The sequence below is a fragment of the Citrobacter sp. MGH110 genome, from assembly GCF_001037515.1.
Classification (GTDB): Bacteria; Pseudomonadota; Gammaproteobacteria; order Enterobacterales; family Enterobacteriaceae; genus Citrobacter; species Citrobacter portucalensis.
Window position 1 is genome coordinate 246,623 of record NZ_KQ089831.1, and the last position, 15,647, is coordinate 262,269.

The 15,647-nt window shown below is 49.5% G+C and carries 10 protein-coding genes; 3 read left to right on the forward strand and 7 right to left on the reverse strand.

Annotated elements, in window-relative coordinates; translation table 11 throughout:
- The 7 genes from SK38_RS17370 to SK38_RS17400 are packed head-to-tail and all read right to left on the reverse strand — an operon-like array spanning position 1 to position 11,040.
- Positions 1-1,677, reverse strand: coding sequence for a diguanylate cyclase (locus SK38_RS17370; RefSeq protein ID WP_048236647.1), 1,677 nt, complete (start codon positions 1,675-1,677; stop codon positions 1-3).
- 17 nt (positions 1,678-1,694) lie between these two features.
- Positions 1,695-2,054 carry a response regulator gene (locus tag SK38_RS17375; RefSeq protein WP_008785648.1) on the reverse strand — a complete coding sequence of 120 codons (360 nt, stop codon included), beginning with the start codon at positions 2,052-2,054 and terminating at the stop codon, positions 1,695-1,697.
- Between the two features lie 22 nt (positions 2,055-2,076).
- Positions 2,077-4,209: a hybrid sensor histidine kinase/response regulator gene (locus SK38_RS17380; protein WP_048236648.1), complete on the reverse strand. Its 2,133-nt coding sequence runs from the start codon at positions 4,207-4,209 to the stop codon at positions 2,077-2,079.
- Positions 4,210-4,220: 11 nt separating this feature from the next.
- On the reverse strand, positions 4,221-5,633 hold the full coding sequence (locus tag SK38_RS17385) for a CheR family methyltransferase (protein WP_048236650.1): 1,413 nt from the start codon (positions 5,631-5,633) through the stop codon (positions 4,221-4,223).
- Complete coding sequence (locus SK38_RS17390; protein WP_048236651.1) at positions 5,630-6,697, reverse strand: chemotaxis protein CheB; 1,068 nt, start codon at positions 6,695-6,697, stop codon at positions 5,630-5,632. The genes SK38_RS17385 and SK38_RS17390 overlap by 4 nt, the downstream gene beginning before the upstream one ends.
- Positions 6,694-8,784, reverse strand: coding sequence for a methyl-accepting chemotaxis protein (locus tag SK38_RS17395; RefSeq protein WP_048236652.1), 2,091 nt, complete (start codon positions 8,782-8,784; stop codon positions 6,694-6,696). The genes SK38_RS17390 and SK38_RS17395 overlap by 4 nt, the downstream gene beginning before the upstream one ends.
- Positions 8,785-8,829: 45 nt before the next feature.
- Positions 8,830-11,040: a sensor domain-containing phosphodiesterase gene (locus SK38_RS17400; protein WP_008785653.1), complete on the reverse strand. Its 2,211-nt coding sequence runs from the start codon at positions 11,038-11,040 to the stop codon at positions 8,830-8,832.
- Positions 11,041-11,650: 610 nt separating this feature from the next.
- On the opposite strand from SK38_RS17400, the gene SK38_RS17405 reads away from it, so the two are divergent.
- The 3 genes from SK38_RS17405 to SK38_RS17415 are packed head-to-tail and all read left to right on the forward strand — an operon-like array spanning position 11,651 to position 15,645.
- Positions 11,651-13,843 carry a putative bifunctional diguanylate cyclase/phosphodiesterase gene (locus SK38_RS17405; RefSeq protein ID WP_003825843.1) on the forward strand — a complete coding sequence of 731 codons (2,193 nt, stop codon included), beginning with the start codon at positions 11,651-11,653 and terminating at the stop codon, positions 13,841-13,843.
- The gene (locus tag SK38_RS17410; protein WP_048236654.1) at positions 13,836-14,768 is read left to right on the forward strand and encodes an amino acid ABC transporter substrate-binding protein; all 933 of its coding nucleotides are present in this window, start codon (positions 13,836-13,838) and stop codon (positions 14,766-14,768) included. Before SK38_RS17405 ends, SK38_RS17410 begins: the two co-directional genes overlap by 8 nt.
- Positions 14,752-15,645: a transporter substrate-binding domain-containing protein gene (locus SK38_RS17415; RefSeq protein WP_032944789.1), complete on the forward strand. Its 894-nt coding sequence runs from the start codon at positions 14,752-14,754 to the stop codon at positions 15,643-15,645. The genes SK38_RS17410 and SK38_RS17415 overlap by 17 nt, the downstream gene beginning before the upstream one ends.
- Positions 15,646-15,647: the final 2 nt, after the last annotated feature.

Consider the following 15,647-nt stretch of genomic DNA (forward strand, 5'->3'; position numbering starts at 1 on the left):
TTACTCGGCAATGCAGAAAGTGTTACGGCCATTTTGTTTCGCGGCATACAGCGCCTGATCGGCGCGTTCGCGTAGCGTTTCAATCCGATCGCCAAACTGCCACTGGGCAATACCCGCGCTGAAGGTACTGTGAAAACTGGCGTCGTTAACGGAAAATGTGACCTGCTCGTAATCCCTACGCAATCGTTCGACCACGCGCGCGGCCTTGTCACTGCTGGTGTTGGGCATAATGATGACAAACTCTTCACCACCATAACGGCCAACGATATCGGTGCTGCGTAAGCGATGGGAGAACAACTGCGAAATACCGACAATTACCTGGTCACCGACCGCATGACCGTAGGTATCGTTAATACTTTTAAAGCGATCCAGGTCCACCATCACCATACAAAACGGGTTGCCGCTGTAGTTCGACTCGGCAATCGCGCTTTTGAGAAAATGGGTGGTCGTTGAGTGGTTATATAACCCGCTCAGACTGTCCTGCGACATGCGTGCACGCAGGACGCGCATTCTTTCCGCGCGGATCGATACGGCGCGGATCAGCTCCTCTGGGTCGCTCTGTTTGAGGATAAAATCCTCCGCGCCGATGCTCATTGCTCCCAACTGCGCATGCTTGTTGGTCTCGCTGGAGAGATAGGCGATAGGCAGGCCAATATGCTGCGGTATTTGGCGAATCAGTTTTGTCAGTTCCTCACCGCTGAACTCCGGCATGTGATAATCCATCAACACCAGATCGATCGGCTGCGCATTCAGTACATGCAGTAGATAGTGAGGTTTTTCCAGCACATGCACTTCCATGCCCGCCAAGCGCAGCATCTCCGCGTTGTATTCCGCCACCGCGGGTTCGTCATCGATCAACAATACCTGGTAAGGCTTTTTCAGTGACGGTTGAGTCAGGCGATGAAGTTCCTGGACTAAATCGGTGATAGAGGCAGGTTTTACGTAGTAGCCATCACAGCCAGATTTGATGGCGTTGACGCGGGCATTGAAATCGCTATGACACGAGAGAAACAGCACAGGGAAAGGTTTGCCCACTTTTTGTTTCAAATCCGACATTGCCAGCGGTCCACCGTAGGCGTTGTCCGGAAAGCTAACATCCATAATCACCACGGCAGGCGGTTGCGACAATACGGCCTGAGTGAAATCCTGCGTGTTCGCGAACACATGGCAGGTAAAACCAAAACAGCGCAGTTGGGTCGCGAGAAGCTCGACCTGGTCAATATCATCATCACACAGGTAGATAGGCTTACTGGCCCGCCGAACATATCCCTCTTCCGGGCGCTGCGCGGCGATCGGTAATGTGAACTCCGTATCGCTGATACGATGTTCAAGATTGAGCTGCTCCTGGGTCAGGGTGTACAACCACCTGATGATTCGCCGCAGCTCATCGTAATGCAATGTGCTTTGCTCTGTTTCCGGTTCTGTTAGTAAACGCTCACCTTCTGCTGAGGCATTCGCCAGCGGGCTAAAGCCAAAGGACCCTGCCGAACCGTGAATACTGTGCAGCAGGATATGTAGCTGTTTGCGACAGGCTTCGCTAGGCTCTGCGACCAGTTGAACGAGTAATCTTTCCGCTTGTGCCAGCATGTCGGGAATTCGGCGTAGAAACCCCTGCCGCAAACGCGCTATTTTTTCCTGCGCTGCCGCCATCGCTATATGCTTATTTTCTTGTTTCATCAAACACGTAGGCTTATTCAGTTAATCGCAGATGGTTGCAGTAGCGCATTGACAGCAGCCCCCAGATTTTCCGCGAGGTTTTCATCTTTTTTCACCCAACGGTCGTACAGAGCGTCGCTGCCCGTTACTTCATTGGCACTCAGTAAAATAAAAGGCTTAGCCCAATCCTGAGCGCGTAACAGCGCCAGCAAATCCAACCCACTGATCTCTGGCATATGCAGATCGCTAATCACCAGGTCGATGTTGTTATCCGAGTCCAGGCACGCCAGGGCGGAAATCGCGCTTTCCACAATCACCACATCGTAGCCGTCCATTTGCAAAAATATGGATGCCAGTTCAGCCGCAAAAAGATCATCATCAACTAATAAAATTCGCATTTTCTCTCTCGATTTTGCGCCATCAGCACAAAAGCATTTTTAATGTTTTTATCAAACTGTCCTGCTCGAAATCGCCCTTGGCGATGTAGGCATCCGCACCCACCTGAATCCCCCGTCGCCGGTCTTCTTCCTTCGCGCGGGACGTCACGATGATGATTGGCGTATGCTGGTAGTTTTTCTCCCCACGCAACGATTTGGTGAAGGTGAAACCATCCATAAACGGCATTTCGACATCCGTCAGTACGGCATCAAACTGGGTCAGCTTCGCTTTTTGCAGCCCCGACAGCCCGTCTTCTGCCAGAGTCACCTGATAGCCGTGCGCTTCCAGCACGTTCTTTTCTATCTCACGGGTATTCAGTGAGTCATCGACCACCAGCACATGCCATGCATCCTGCGCTACGCTCGTGGCTGGCGCTGGTGTACTGGTTTGCCGTGATTGTTGCGCTATCGCCATCAGCGCGGGAACGTGCAGGATGCTGACCAGTTGGTTATCCGGTGTTTGTACCATCCCGGAGACCAGCGACTGCTGTTGCATATGCTTCGGTAGCGGTTTGATCATCATCTTGCGTTCATCGAGCAGCTTATCCACTTGCAGCGCCATTTTGCTGTACTGGTTCTGCACCACAATTAATCGCTGTCCAGGCGTTGAAAAGCTGCTCTGGCGTTCATGAATGCCCAGCAAGCTACCTACGCAAACCACCGGGATAAACTCGTTATGCAAGATAATGGCTGGACGTCCGGCGATATCGCTGATCCCCTGTGGCGTGCATTCCACTACCTCAACCACATACTGCGCAGCCAGTCCAAACAGGTGCCCCTGCTCTTCAAATTGCAAAATCCGCATCATGGTTAACGAAACAGGCAACCGCAGGTTAAAGCTGGTCCCGACTCCCGGGCGGCTATAAACCTGCAAATCGCCTTGCAGGTCGGTCACCACCGTTTTGCGCACCACATCAAGACCAACGCCGCGACCAGAAAGCTCGGAGACTATCTTGCTGGTCGAAAAGCCGGGATGAAAAATCAGCTCATTACATTCCTGCTCGGAGAGCTGCCCCACCATTGAAGCAGGAACCAGACCTTTACTGACCGCCTTCGCGCTGATGGCCTCATAGTTCAGACCACGGCCATCATCTTCGATACGCAGTAATATCCCGCTGCCGTCCTGCTGAGTAGTGATGGTAATCGTGCCGCGAGTGGATTTACCGAGCGCCAGACGTTCGTCGATCTCACCAATCCCGTGATCGACGGCATTACGCAGTAGATGCGTCAGCGACTCCGAAAGCCGATCAATGAGCTGGCGGTCGATTTCCACTTCTCCGCCAACAAAGCGGCACACCACCTGCTTGTTCAGTGTGGAAGCCAGTTCGCTGACCTGCAGCGAAATGGGTTCAAACAATGTTGAAAGTGGCAGCATACGGATCCGCGCCGCCACATCGTACAGTTCAAACATCTGCAAATGCTGGAGCTGAACGCTTTCTTTTAGCTGGGCGCTAAAGTCGTGGATCTGCTGGCGAAGCTGTTCAGCGCTTAATCCCGGTAACCGTGGTACCAGTTGACTCAGGTTTTGTATCTGCTGTTCCAGGCGATCATGTCCGGCGAGTACCTCCCCCAAAATGTCGATCAGGCCATCGAGCTTATTCAGCTTTACCCGAACGAAATCCGCCTGCTTAATACCGGCATCCATGCTGGAAGGTGTCGCAGGCGCTGGGACTACCGGTTTTTCTGTTGCCCCGGCGGTTTCGACAGCCAGCGTGATATCCTCTCCCCGACTGGCGCGGGCAAGGCGTTCGCACAGCCCGGCATCCGCCGGTGGCAACTGATTATCCCCTTCGCTGACAAAAAGCTGGGTAAGCTGACCAGAAAGATACTCCACAGACTCATGGATCAGATTGCCCAGCGCCCTGTCCGGCGTCAGTTTGTTGTCACGCAGTTCACTCAATACATCTTCAAGATGATGCGTGACATCGGCAATACTCTGCAGCTTCAGCATCCGCGCCCCCCCTTTCAGGGTATGCGCAGCGCGAAACATCTCACCTATCCAGGCGTCGGTATGCTCATCAGCGGAGAGGAGAAACGCCCCTTCGCTGATCGTCTGCAAATGACCTCTCCCTTCATCAATAAAGCGCAGAACGAATTTTTTCAGATCGATAGCCATAATCGCTCTTATTAGCCACTTTGGTGGGCGAATTGCGCCAGTTGATGTTCACACAAGAAACGAAACGTATTGCCAGGAAATACCATTGGCAAACGCAGACGACAAACCGAGGACGGATTGTTTATCTCGTCGTTCAGTAACTGCATCACCACACGATAAGTCCGTTGAGCAGGCTGGTATAACTCGCTTTGCCGGTACATTTCAGCCAGATAATAGTGTGCAGGCCAGTAGCCAGGTTCCTGATAAACCACCTGTTTGAACCAGGCGATGGCCTGCTGGGTCTGGTGTTGCCACATCATCGCCAGGCCGAGCAGCATTTTGGCCTCTGCCGACCACTCATCCTGGGCGAGGATCTGCTGTGCGTTTCCGGCTGTTTGAGAAAACTCACGCTGTTCGAGGGCAATAACGCCCTGGATCAAAAGCGCATCCTGATTACGGGGATCGTCACGTAATACACAGGCGATACACTTTTCAGCTTCAGAAAAACATTTTTCATCGAGGCTGGCGCGCGCTTTCTTCAGCCAGTCATTACTCTGCTGCGCAGTGGGCACGAGAGGAACCTGTTCAACTACCGCTCTCGGCTGCGGAATGCGCACCGCAACTCTGTGGACAGGCACAACCCTTGCCGCTTCACGATGGTGGCAAAAATAGAAAATCCCCTCTTCCTGCTCCAGCTTCAGAATGTCGAAATTGTTAGCCAGCGTTTCCGCATTGCCAAAAAATAAGGCTCCCTGTGGTTGCAACATCTTCAGCAAATTACCGTGCAGCTCGCGACGCGTTGGCGTATCAAAATAGATGGACACATTGCGCAGCAAAATGATGTCCACTTCCGGCAGTAACTGTTCTTTTATAATGTTGGTGCGATGGAAGGAGACCTTCTCACGGATCTCATCATGCAGCCGGTAGAGGTTTCCCGAGCGGGTAAAGTAGCGTTGCTGAATACTCGGGTCGACGCCGCGAAACGAGTAGCTTGAATAGCAGGCGTTGCGGGCTTTTGCCAGGATTGCCGGGTCAATATCACAGCCGTAAATTTCGATGCGCTGGGCCATCCCGCCGAGGTATTTCTCATGCAGCTTGATCGCCAACGAGTAGGCTTCCTCTCCGGAAGAGCATCCGGCACTCAGAATACGCACCGGGCCGCTGCGCTGTTGCAACAGACGCGGGATCCATTTATCGCAGATTAAATCCAGCGTATCGCTTTCACGGAAAAAATAGGTTTCGTTAATCGTAATCAGCGTTATGAAACTATCAAACTCATTCTGCGAGCTACGCAGTTGTTCATAGTATTCATAGTAATCATTGATTTTTCGCTCGGCCATTCGCCGACCCAGCGCCGTTTTCAGCAATGCTTCCATGGCGTTATCGAAGTGCAAACCGACCCGTTCTTTGATCAGGCGCGCATAGTCAGGAAGATTAGGGATCATGGCAATATACTCTCAACATGCCCGTGGCAGGCCATCGAAAGCAGTACCGCAGCAAGGCCATCCAGAGGGATCGTGCGGTGTATTAGTTGCTTGTCGATCGCGTTCTTATTCATACCGAATACCACCGAACTTTCTTCGTCCTGCGCCAGCGTTGTTCCGCCACGGCGGACAATAAGCTCAATGCCGCGGCAGCCATCGCTGCCCATGCCGGTCATAATCAGTCCGACGGCTTTTTCGCGAAACACCTCAGCCACCGACTCCAGCAACAGGTTGCAACTGGGATGGTAAACATCGCTTTCCTGTCTTGGGATCGCCGCTAAACGCTGGTTGCTTTTGACGATCAGGTGCTGCTCCGGCGGCAATATATACACATACCCCGCTTCCACCCGATCGTCCTCCTGCGCCAGTCGCACCTTCAGATCGGTCACGCTATCCAGCCAATGCACCATATTTTTCGCGAAGCCATCGGCAATATGTTGGGCAATAAGCACCGGGCACGGAAACGTACCGGGCAGATCCTGTAACAGCTTACTTAGCGCCTGCGGCCCGCCCGTCGAACAGGCAATCGCCAGCACAAAAGGCCAGTCTTGTGGCGTTTTTACAACGTCTATCATCGGTCGTGTAGTGGGGATTACCGGTTCGCCTGGATAGCGTAATCCCTTGATATGTCGAATGACTTTTACACCGACCAATAATTCTACTTTACGATGCAAAGCATCCGTTGAGAGTGGTGAATCACTGCTATGGTGCAACACCGCCAACGCACCACGGGAAATGTAGTCATCATCCCATTGATTCTCTGGATAAAATCTCATGACAAGGATCGGGATTGCGCTGGTTGCCATGATCGTTTCCACGATCTCGACGTTATCGGCGCTCGAGACATCCAGCGTCAGAATCAGCAGGTCAGGCATCAGCTGTTGCAACAGTCGGATCGCCTGCCTGCGATGGGCTGCTTGCCCCACCACCTTAATGTGCGGGTGATCCTCCAGTTGCCTGACCAGCTCATTACGCGATGCGCTGCCCAGGTCGAGGATCAGCACCCGAATGTTGCTGCTATTCATGCATCTGTTTCCGTCAGTGTGAATGAGGACGAAGCCTCTTTCAGCGCTTTCGACAGTTGTGTCATATCCTGACTGACAACCAGAATGTCTTTGATAGATTGCGAGGTATAGTTACTGGCAACAACGATCTCACGTAGCGCCATGACCACCTGATTACTCGCCGTTTTCTGTTGCTGTGTTGATAGCGATATTTGTAGCGCCGCCGTCGAGGTTTGTTCAGCCGTAACAACGATATCGTTCAGATGTTCAGCACTGACTTTACAGGCTATTGCGCCCGCTTTAATGCTCTCGCCGCCTTTTTCCGCGTTCAGCACCAGACGATTAATCGCGTTTTGGATCTCGTTGATCTTATTTTCAATTTCAACCGTCGATTCCGTCACCGAATCCGCCAGACGGCGGATTTCAGCCGCCACCACCGAGAAACGCTTACCGGCTTCCCCGGCGCTGGCAGCTTCGAGCGCTGCGTTAAAGGCGATAAGTTTCGTCTGATCCGCGACGCTGTTAATGATCACCATCACGCGACTGATTTCCGTCGACTTATTACCAAGCATCATGATTTCACGCATATTTTGCTGATTGTCGGTATCAATATCCGTCATACGCATCAGCAATTGCGACATCGACTCGGAGCCTTTATTGCAGTCCTCGAGCGTCTGGTTGGCAATATCCACAACCGCCCGTGAGTGTTCGGCTATCTGTGTCGATGAGGCAGACAGCTCTTCCATGGTGGAGGTAATTTCAGCCACTGAAGATGAGGTTTCCACGCTGGTTGATGCCTGCCCATCGACCGCTTCGGTAATATGCAAAGATGCCTGATGTACCGAATTTGCATGAGAAACCATACCGCCTACCAACGAGTGCAGACGCTGACGCATCATCTCCACCGCACTCAGCAGTGCGCCGATCTCATCGTGGTGATCGACCTGAACATCCACCGTTAAGTCGCCTTCGGCAATGGTTTGTGCAATCCCCAAGACACGGTTTAAGCGCCGGGAAATCAGGAAACGGCTGGCCACAGCAATCAGCAGTAAAATGATGGGCAGCAGCAGAGCGGTAAACAGCAGCAGACCGTTACGCACCAGATTGCTGCTCTTGGCGACATCATCAACATAGTTGGTGGTGGCGATTATCCAGTTTATCCCTTCAACGTATTCATAAACGGCAACTTTGGTCTTCGGCAATGCGCCATAACCGCTCACCCAGTTGTAGTAAGTGATGCCATTCTTGTGTTCGAGCATGTCGGCAAACAGCTTAAAACCATTGGCATCGGTAATATTAATTGCCTGCTGGTTGCTCAACGAGGGGTGGACCAACATACGACCAGGTTCAAATCCGGCATCCAGCACATAGGCGTAGCCATCTTTACCAATATGCACATTCAACAAACGCTGAATGATCGGTTGCAAACTCTGTTTGACGTCGAAACCCACCGCGACGGCCCCCACGACCTGACCATATTTGTCGGCAATCGGTTCGTAGTGACTAATAAACTGTTTACCGAACAGTGTGACCACACCGGAAAAGGGTTTATTTTTCAAAAGCAGCGGCAACGCAGGATTATCATGCCCTAGCGCTGTTGCTGTTGCCGTATTGCCTGAACTCGCCAGTAACGTACTGCTGACACGCACAAATTGCTCGCCTTGCAGAATAAACGTACTGGCAAATACGCTGGTTAATTCGGTGAAGTGCGCGTTGGTGTTCGGGTTGCTCAGCACCGCTTTTAATTCAGTAGAGTCCATATAACGCAGCGGTTTATTGGCAACGTTTTGATAATTATTAATATAAACATTGCTGTAATGTTCCGCATCACGAGTCACACGCTGAAACTCGTTAGAAATACTGTTGTGGAATATCCGCGTGTTGGTTTTAATCATCTCCAGCGCATTGACCTGCAATTCTCTGGAAAGATAAGACGATAATATAAAAGAGGCGCCAATCAGCAACGTTGCGATACAAACAACCAAAATCATACCGAGCTTCATCGCCACACCGGGATGGATGTTGTGCAGCCAGGACAATAGTCGAGCGCGCGGTCCCTCACTGGTGGTATTCGCCGTTCGATTTTTTACTTTAATAATGTCACTCATGATTTTTATTCTCTACCTGAGAAGAAATTTCTCTTTTTTTGGTCATCAGGAGCTAGCGCCCTGTGATTCGAGCGTGAACAGCGGCGTAGGTTTGCCAATGTGATATCCCTGTAACCAGCCCACATTCATTTTTTCCAGACAGGCCTGAATAGTGGCGTTCTCGACAAATTCAGCGACCACCTGCATTTTTTTCATTTCAGCAACGCGGCAGAATGACTCAACGATGTAGTAACTAATTTCACTTTCGGTGATCCGTCGAATAAAAGAGCCATCTATTTTCAGGATATCTGCTTCGATGTTCATCAAGCGCGCATGACTCGCAAACCCGGTGCCAAAGTCATCAATTGCCACCCGACATCCCAGCTGACGTATTAAACGTAGCGTTTCCACGGTTTGTTCTTTGTCTGATAACGTATCTGCTTCCGTTATTTCAAAAATAATCCGCTGTGGCTCCACCGCGTAGTCGTGCAGGAGTTGGGTGATCTTCATGACAATATTTGAACGACACACCGTCACCGGTGCCAGGTTAATAGAAAAACAATGCTGCGGGTGGTTACGCATAAATTTGAGGGTATTTTCGATAACCCAGAGATCGATATCCGGTGCCAGCCCCGCATCATGAGCAACCGGCAGAAAACTGTTCGGTGGAATAAATTCTCCCCGTTCGTTAAGCATACGGATCAATATTTCATGATACGGCGCTTCACCGTGGGTACTAACTATTGGCTGTGCCATCAGGACAAACGCATTGTTATCCAGCGCATTTTGCAGCGCAGTGCGAATTTCCGTTTTATCAACAATGTGGTTGCCAAGGATCCGGCTATGCTGCGCCTCAAGGTTTTCCGGCCTGCCGTTGGTGAGTGATAAACCCGCCACCATGCCCAGTTTCCCCACCAACTGATAAATGTCATCGCTCAGATCGTTAATCAGGCAATAGCCCAAACCACTGCGAAAACCCAACCGATGGTTGTTGTAAAAGAGACGAAAACTGTTGGCGGCCTGATACAGATCGCATAGCCGCTCCCAGGTGCCATTTTCCAGCCGGATGAGCAGATCATAACCCGCGTGGTAATAGACTTTCTCGCTTTTCACCAGATGTCTGCGCAAATGCTCAGCAAGGATCTTCTGGTAGCGGGCGCGGAAATGAAAACCATAGCGACGCGAAAAAAGCTCCAGCTCGGGGATCTGTATCAGACATACAGTCGCGCGTTCAGTGGTAAATAACTCCGTCTTCAGCGCCCGTAAATTTGCCATGCCTGTCATCGGGTCAGTCAGCCCCAGCAGCAGCGCCTGGTTAAAGCGCTGACGGGTAAATTTTGCCAGTACCCCCATGATCACAATGGTGAGTGAAAAGACAAAGATCAACGTCGAAACCAGCGCCTGATGCAGCATGAAGTTAACATCGCTGGCGATATAGCTGTCGTTATGTTTGCCTAAGATGATTAATACGATCGTCCACACCAGCATTGTGAACAAGTGGCCAATCTTGATTGCTCCCCACAACATCAACGGAAATAACAGGATCAGGCTATAGATAGAGAAAAAAACATCCAAATTATCCGGTGATGTTAAGAAGAACATCAGAAAAAACAGCAAGATGCACCAGGATATAACGCCGTAGACACCGATATTGCCTTTACACTGTTCGGCAATGGCCCGCAGAAAGGTCAGCAGGAAAGACGGTCGACGAATGATGCGGTAAATCTTGTAAAATAAAGGGATCCCCGTCAGGCAACCGTTGATGATCCCCTGAATACGTACCAGCATGCCCAGACTCAACGCCGGAATGTTATCCACATCGGGGCGTTGTCCGTGGGCGACAAACATTGCAAAGAGTTTGCTGAACACCAGATACAGCAGGACGTTGTAGCCGCAAAGCCAGAGCAGACGATTAAAGCTAATTTTGATGCGACCAAAGCTAACGCAGCTGCGTCTGCCGGTGAATTTGCGGTACGCGGCATAACTTAAGGTCGACGCGATGATCAGGCACAACGCATCTACCCGTTCATTTTGCGGACCGACCACAAACATGACCGTCAGGAACAGAAGAAATCCCGGCAACACCCGAAAACCAAACAAGACCAATGCGGCAGAAAATACGGCTAGCTTGAGATCGTAAACTGTTAAAATAGTATTATTGAGAATGCTATAACCGTTAAGATATTGTGCCAGCGGGTAAAAAAGGCCAGGTAAGACAAGTGGCAGGCACCATTCCCGAATGTTTTTTATCGTGTTTGAATTTATTATTGCGTCCAAATCAATTTATCCGCTATGCACTATACCAATAGGACTTTAATCCAGACTCGAATGTCACAAACAAATCCTTTTGGGTCAGCCGATGAACCATAGCAAAATTGTCAACATTGACCGCGCACTGAGAAAATAAAATAAGGTTCTATAATGAAGAGAGCATATTATTCATATCAAATCAGGAAATAAATACCCATTTATAGACAAAAATGGACATCCTGTGGGGATTAAATCACTAAAACGCCTGTCCAAAAAACTGCTAATTCATTGATGTTTCGCAAAAAACAAAAAAGCCGCTGTCAGTTTCCCAACACCTCCAACCAGTACGTATAAAAAATCTTCTCAAGCACCATGAATGTCAACATTAATATCCTGAAAGGGTCATTCAGAAAATGTATTTTTATGTACACTTTTGCCTATTGACGAAAAGAGCAGCGTTATCTATATTCGCATACCGTTATTTTTGTCATTACTCACCATGGTTCAATGTTAGTTATTTGTTACGTCATTACGTTTCACATCTTTCATCTACTTATTTGCAACAATAATATTCCATCAAGTAATAACAGAAATTAATTTTAGCACCGAACAATCTTTTCAGGAATTAACATAATCCGTGGCAAAGTCTCTGTTTTCCCTTAAAGCAATAAAAGGGTGGCAACATTCAATCACTGGCAAAATAACGCAATTCTTGCTGGCGGGTATCGTTATTGCGTTTAGTGCTGGCGCGTTTACCAACTGGAGCCTGATAGATAACTTTTCTTATCAGCAGTGGGTACAACGAGCTGAGGCGAATGCACAGATTATGACCTACATCATCCGCAACGTGTATACCACCGTTTCGGTCGAAACCAGCGATGCAGGGCAGATATCCCGCATTGTCTCCGACAGACAGATTGGTGACACCGACTCTATTATGCAAACCGGTTATAACCCGGTTGACGTTCTGGCACTGGCATCAGTACAGACCCATAGCCCCACCTGGTTGTTTCTGTATACGCCGGAGAAAGGGTTTGTTGGCATCAACAACAAGTCAGAAGAGGGTGATGGGATCATCTCTTTCCCCGGTCGTCTGCCGCGCGATGTGCTGGGTAACTACTATGTTGGCTTCGCCCAGATTAATGGCGAAGAGTGCTTTATCAGCGCCGTTCCTATTTTGACGCCTTCAGGTGAGATCCTCGGTAGCCTGATTAGCAGCATTGGAAAAAAAAGCGATCTCTACGCCACCTACGATGCGATGCTGAAAAAAAGCAGTATCATTTTTGTCCTGATTTTGCTGGTAACGCTGGCACTGGTCACGATGTTTATGCGCCGTTTATTCCGTCCGGTTCCGCTGCTGATTAACTCCCTTACCCGCATCGCCCATGAAGAGACGGACTGTATAACGCCCTATCTTGATCAGGACGATGAGATTGGACATCTGGCCGGGGCGATTGAAAAATTGCGCGTCGCCATGAAAGAACGCGGCTATCTGCAACGAATGCATGAAATGTCGCAAAAGATGGAGCATATGGCCCATCATGATTCACTGACCGGATTGCCCAACCGCGTTTCGTTTGGCCAGGCGTTAGATAAACGCGTCAGTGAAATCCATCAGGACGAAAAACCATTTAACCTGCTGTTGATTGACCTCGACAACTTCAAACCAGTAAACGACACCTTTGGTCATAAAGCGGGCGATGAGCTGTTAATCAGCGTTGCCCAGCGCCTACAACTCTTGCTGGGACCTAACGATATCGCAGCGCGTCTGGGCGGTGATGAATTCGCCATTCTGCAACATGTCAGCGATAACGCCATCAAAGAAGCGAATCGGCTGGCGAAGCGGATTATTCGTGCGCTTAGCACCCCGTTTACCTGGAGTACGCATACTTTTTCCATCAGCTGCAGTATCGGTATCACCACCGCGCCGTATCAGGGCAATAATACCTCGACGTTGATGATCAATGCCGACCTTGCCATGTACGCCTCAAAACATCATGGCCGGGGTTGCTTCCATTTCTTCGAAGACGGCATGGTGATGAAGCATACCCACAGTCTGTTTATTAATCAGGAAATCATCGATGGTATTGATAACAAGGAATTCGAGCTTCATTACCAGCCAATCATCAATCTGGAAGATGAAAGCGTGTATGGCTACGAATCGCTGATACGCTGGAATCATCCCACCAAGGGTCTGATTTACCCTGATTATTTTATCAACATTGCCGAGAACTCCGGTCTGATTGTCCGTTTGGGCGAATGGATTATTCGTCAGTCCTGTGAAGCCGCTGCCAAATGGCCGGAACGTATCAGGGTAGCCGTCAATATATCGGCCTACCAGCTGCACAGTCCGGGGCTGGTTGACGTTATCAAAGATGCGTTACGCATCAGTCAACTTTCAGCCGAGCGCCTTGAAATAGAAATTACTGAATCCGAAAAGCTGGATAAGTCGATTGCCTTACCCGTGCTGCAAGAGATTCGCTCTCTGGGCATTGAAATCGCGATGGATGATTTAGGCACCGGCTACGCGGCGCTGGATTATCTGCTGATCTATCCTTTCACTCGCATCAAGATTGCGCGCACGCTGGTCGATAAGCTCCAGCAAGATAATGCCAGTCAGTATTTGATTGTGATGCTGATTCAGTTTGCCCATAAGTACAATATGTCGGTCACCGCTGAAGGGGTAGAAACCGCGCAGCAGCGTGACATTCTGCGCGACATTGAGTGCCAGAATGTTCAGGGCTATTTCTTTAGCTATCCGCTGCGCGAGCGTGAAGTGCTTTCCGCATTTGCCAAAGAGGTCATTGAAGAAGGACTGTGCAATGTCTGACTTCTTTCGCCAGGTAAAGCGCATGCTGACGATTTTTGCCCTGTTAATAGTTTCAGCAACGCCATGCTTAGCAGGCTCAGCCCTGCCGTTGCACACGCTGGAGCAAATCGCCAGCAAGAAAAGCATTACCCTTGGTTATCAGGATGATGCGTTTCCTTTCTCCTGGCAGAATGGCAACGTACCTGCCGGCTATTCCATTGATATTTGCAACAGTATCGTCAGCGCGCTCAAGACAAAACTTCAGCTTAAAAACCTGAAGGTCGAGTGGGTAAAAGCTAACTCGGCCTCGCAGTTTGTCCTGATTAAAAATCACATGGCAGACATCATGTGTATCCCGGCCTTTTATTCGAAAAGTCGCCACAGCATTAGCGAGTTCTCGCTGCCGTTTTATTTTTCAAGTACCCGCTTCGTCATGCGTAAAAATGAAAGCAACGACAATCTGGCAGAGCTTTCCGGACATAGCGTACTGGTAAAAAGCGGCACGATTTACGTTGAGCAACTGCAAAAAGTGAATGCCGCCAATGACCTGGATATTAATATTCAACTCGATACCAACAACATTACCGCCTTCAATGAACTGAAGAATGGTGAGTATTCTGCACTGATCTCCAGTACGGTTTTACTCAAAGGGATGATCGCGCAAACGCCTAATCCTGGAGACTATAAACTTTCCGACATTGCGCTCAGCGCCCCGCTACCGGCCGGCTTGTTACTCCCGTTACACGATAAAGAATTTAAAGAATTTGTTGATGACACTCTCTCCTCGCTGATGGCCAGCAACGAATTTACTGCGCTGTACAATAAATGGTTTCAGTCACCGATCCCGCCGAAAGCCATTAATTTAAACATTCCCATGTCAGATAACCTGAAAGCATTAACGTCTGCTAAAAAGAAGATCAGTTTTGATTATGAAAAATATAATTAATCGTGAGATGACAAGGGTGAACCGCATAGTGCAATGGCTGTTTTTACTGGCAGGCATCGGTATCACCCCCGCGCTGATGGCGCAGCAGAACGCCGCGACGCTCGATCATATTCAGAACAGCAGCGTGCTCAACGTGGGTTATCGCCAGCTGCCACCGTTTTCTTTTACTGACCACAATGGCAAAGTCACGGGTTATACCATCGCGGTATGTAACATGATTGCCGATAAGTTGCGCCAGTATTTGAAGCTCAACAGCTTAACCATTCATTATATCCCCGTGAATTTTGCCGAACGTTTCTCCGCATTAAACACACGGAAAATAGATATGGACTGTGGTGTAAATACTAACGCACCGGAGCGGACCTCCAGCGTTTCATTTTCGCTCAACTACTACACCGCGAAAATGCGCATCATCTCTTTGCGTAAAAATAATATAAATTCAATTGCCGATCTAAAAGGACGCACGGTAAGTCTGACCGGTAGCTCTAAAGATTTGCTGGAATTTAATAAAGCCAACAGAGAGCAACACCTTAATATTTCAACGATTACCACCACCACTATAAACGGCGCATTTGAGAAAATGGCGCATAATGAATCCGCCGCTTTCTTTGTCGATGACATTCTGGCCTGGCCGCTGATTAATCATAGCGAGCAACCTGAACTGTTCAGCGTCTCTTCTGAGAGCATCGGCAATGAGATGCACTATGCCATTATGATGAGGAAAAACGATCCGCAGTTTGTGACGTTTGTTGACAGTACGCTGACAGATTTTTTTGCCTCGCCGGCCAACGTGCAATTACGTAAAAAGTGGTTGTCCCCCTGGTCCTGCGAAAAGATGAAAAACCCGTCACCGGGCAGTTGCCAGCATAGCCATTGAAC

Coding starts and splice junctions, on each gene's coding strand:
- SK38_RS17370 (WP_048236647.1), bottom strand. CDS start 1,677: ATGAAACAAGAAAATAAGCATATAGCGATGGCGGCAGCGCAGGAAAAA.
- SK38_RS17380 (WP_048236648.1), bottom strand. CDS start 4,209: ATGGCTATCGATCTGAAAAAATTCGTTCTGCGCTTTATTGATGAAGGG.
- SK38_RS17410 (WP_048236654.1), top strand. CDS start 13,836: ATGTCTGACTTCTTTCGCCAGGTAAAGCGCATGCTGACGATTTTTGCC.
- SK38_RS17390 (WP_048236651.1), bottom strand. CDS start 6,697: ATGAATAGCAGCAACATTCGGGTGCTGATCCTCGACCTGGGCAGCGCA.
- SK38_RS17395 (WP_048236652.1), bottom strand. CDS start 8,784: ATGAGTGACATTATTAAAGTAAAAAATCGAACGGCGAATACCACCAGT.
- SK38_RS17375 (WP_008785648.1), bottom strand. CDS start 2,054: ATGCGAATTTTATTAGTTGATGATGATCTTTTTGCGGCTGAACTGGCA.
- SK38_RS17385 (WP_048236650.1), bottom strand. CDS start 5,633: ATGATCCCTAATCTTCCTGACTATGCGCGCCTGATCAAAGAACGGGTC.
- SK38_RS17415 (WP_032944789.1), top strand. CDS start 14,752: ATGAAAAATATAATTAATCGTGAGATGACAAGGGTGAACCGCATAGTG.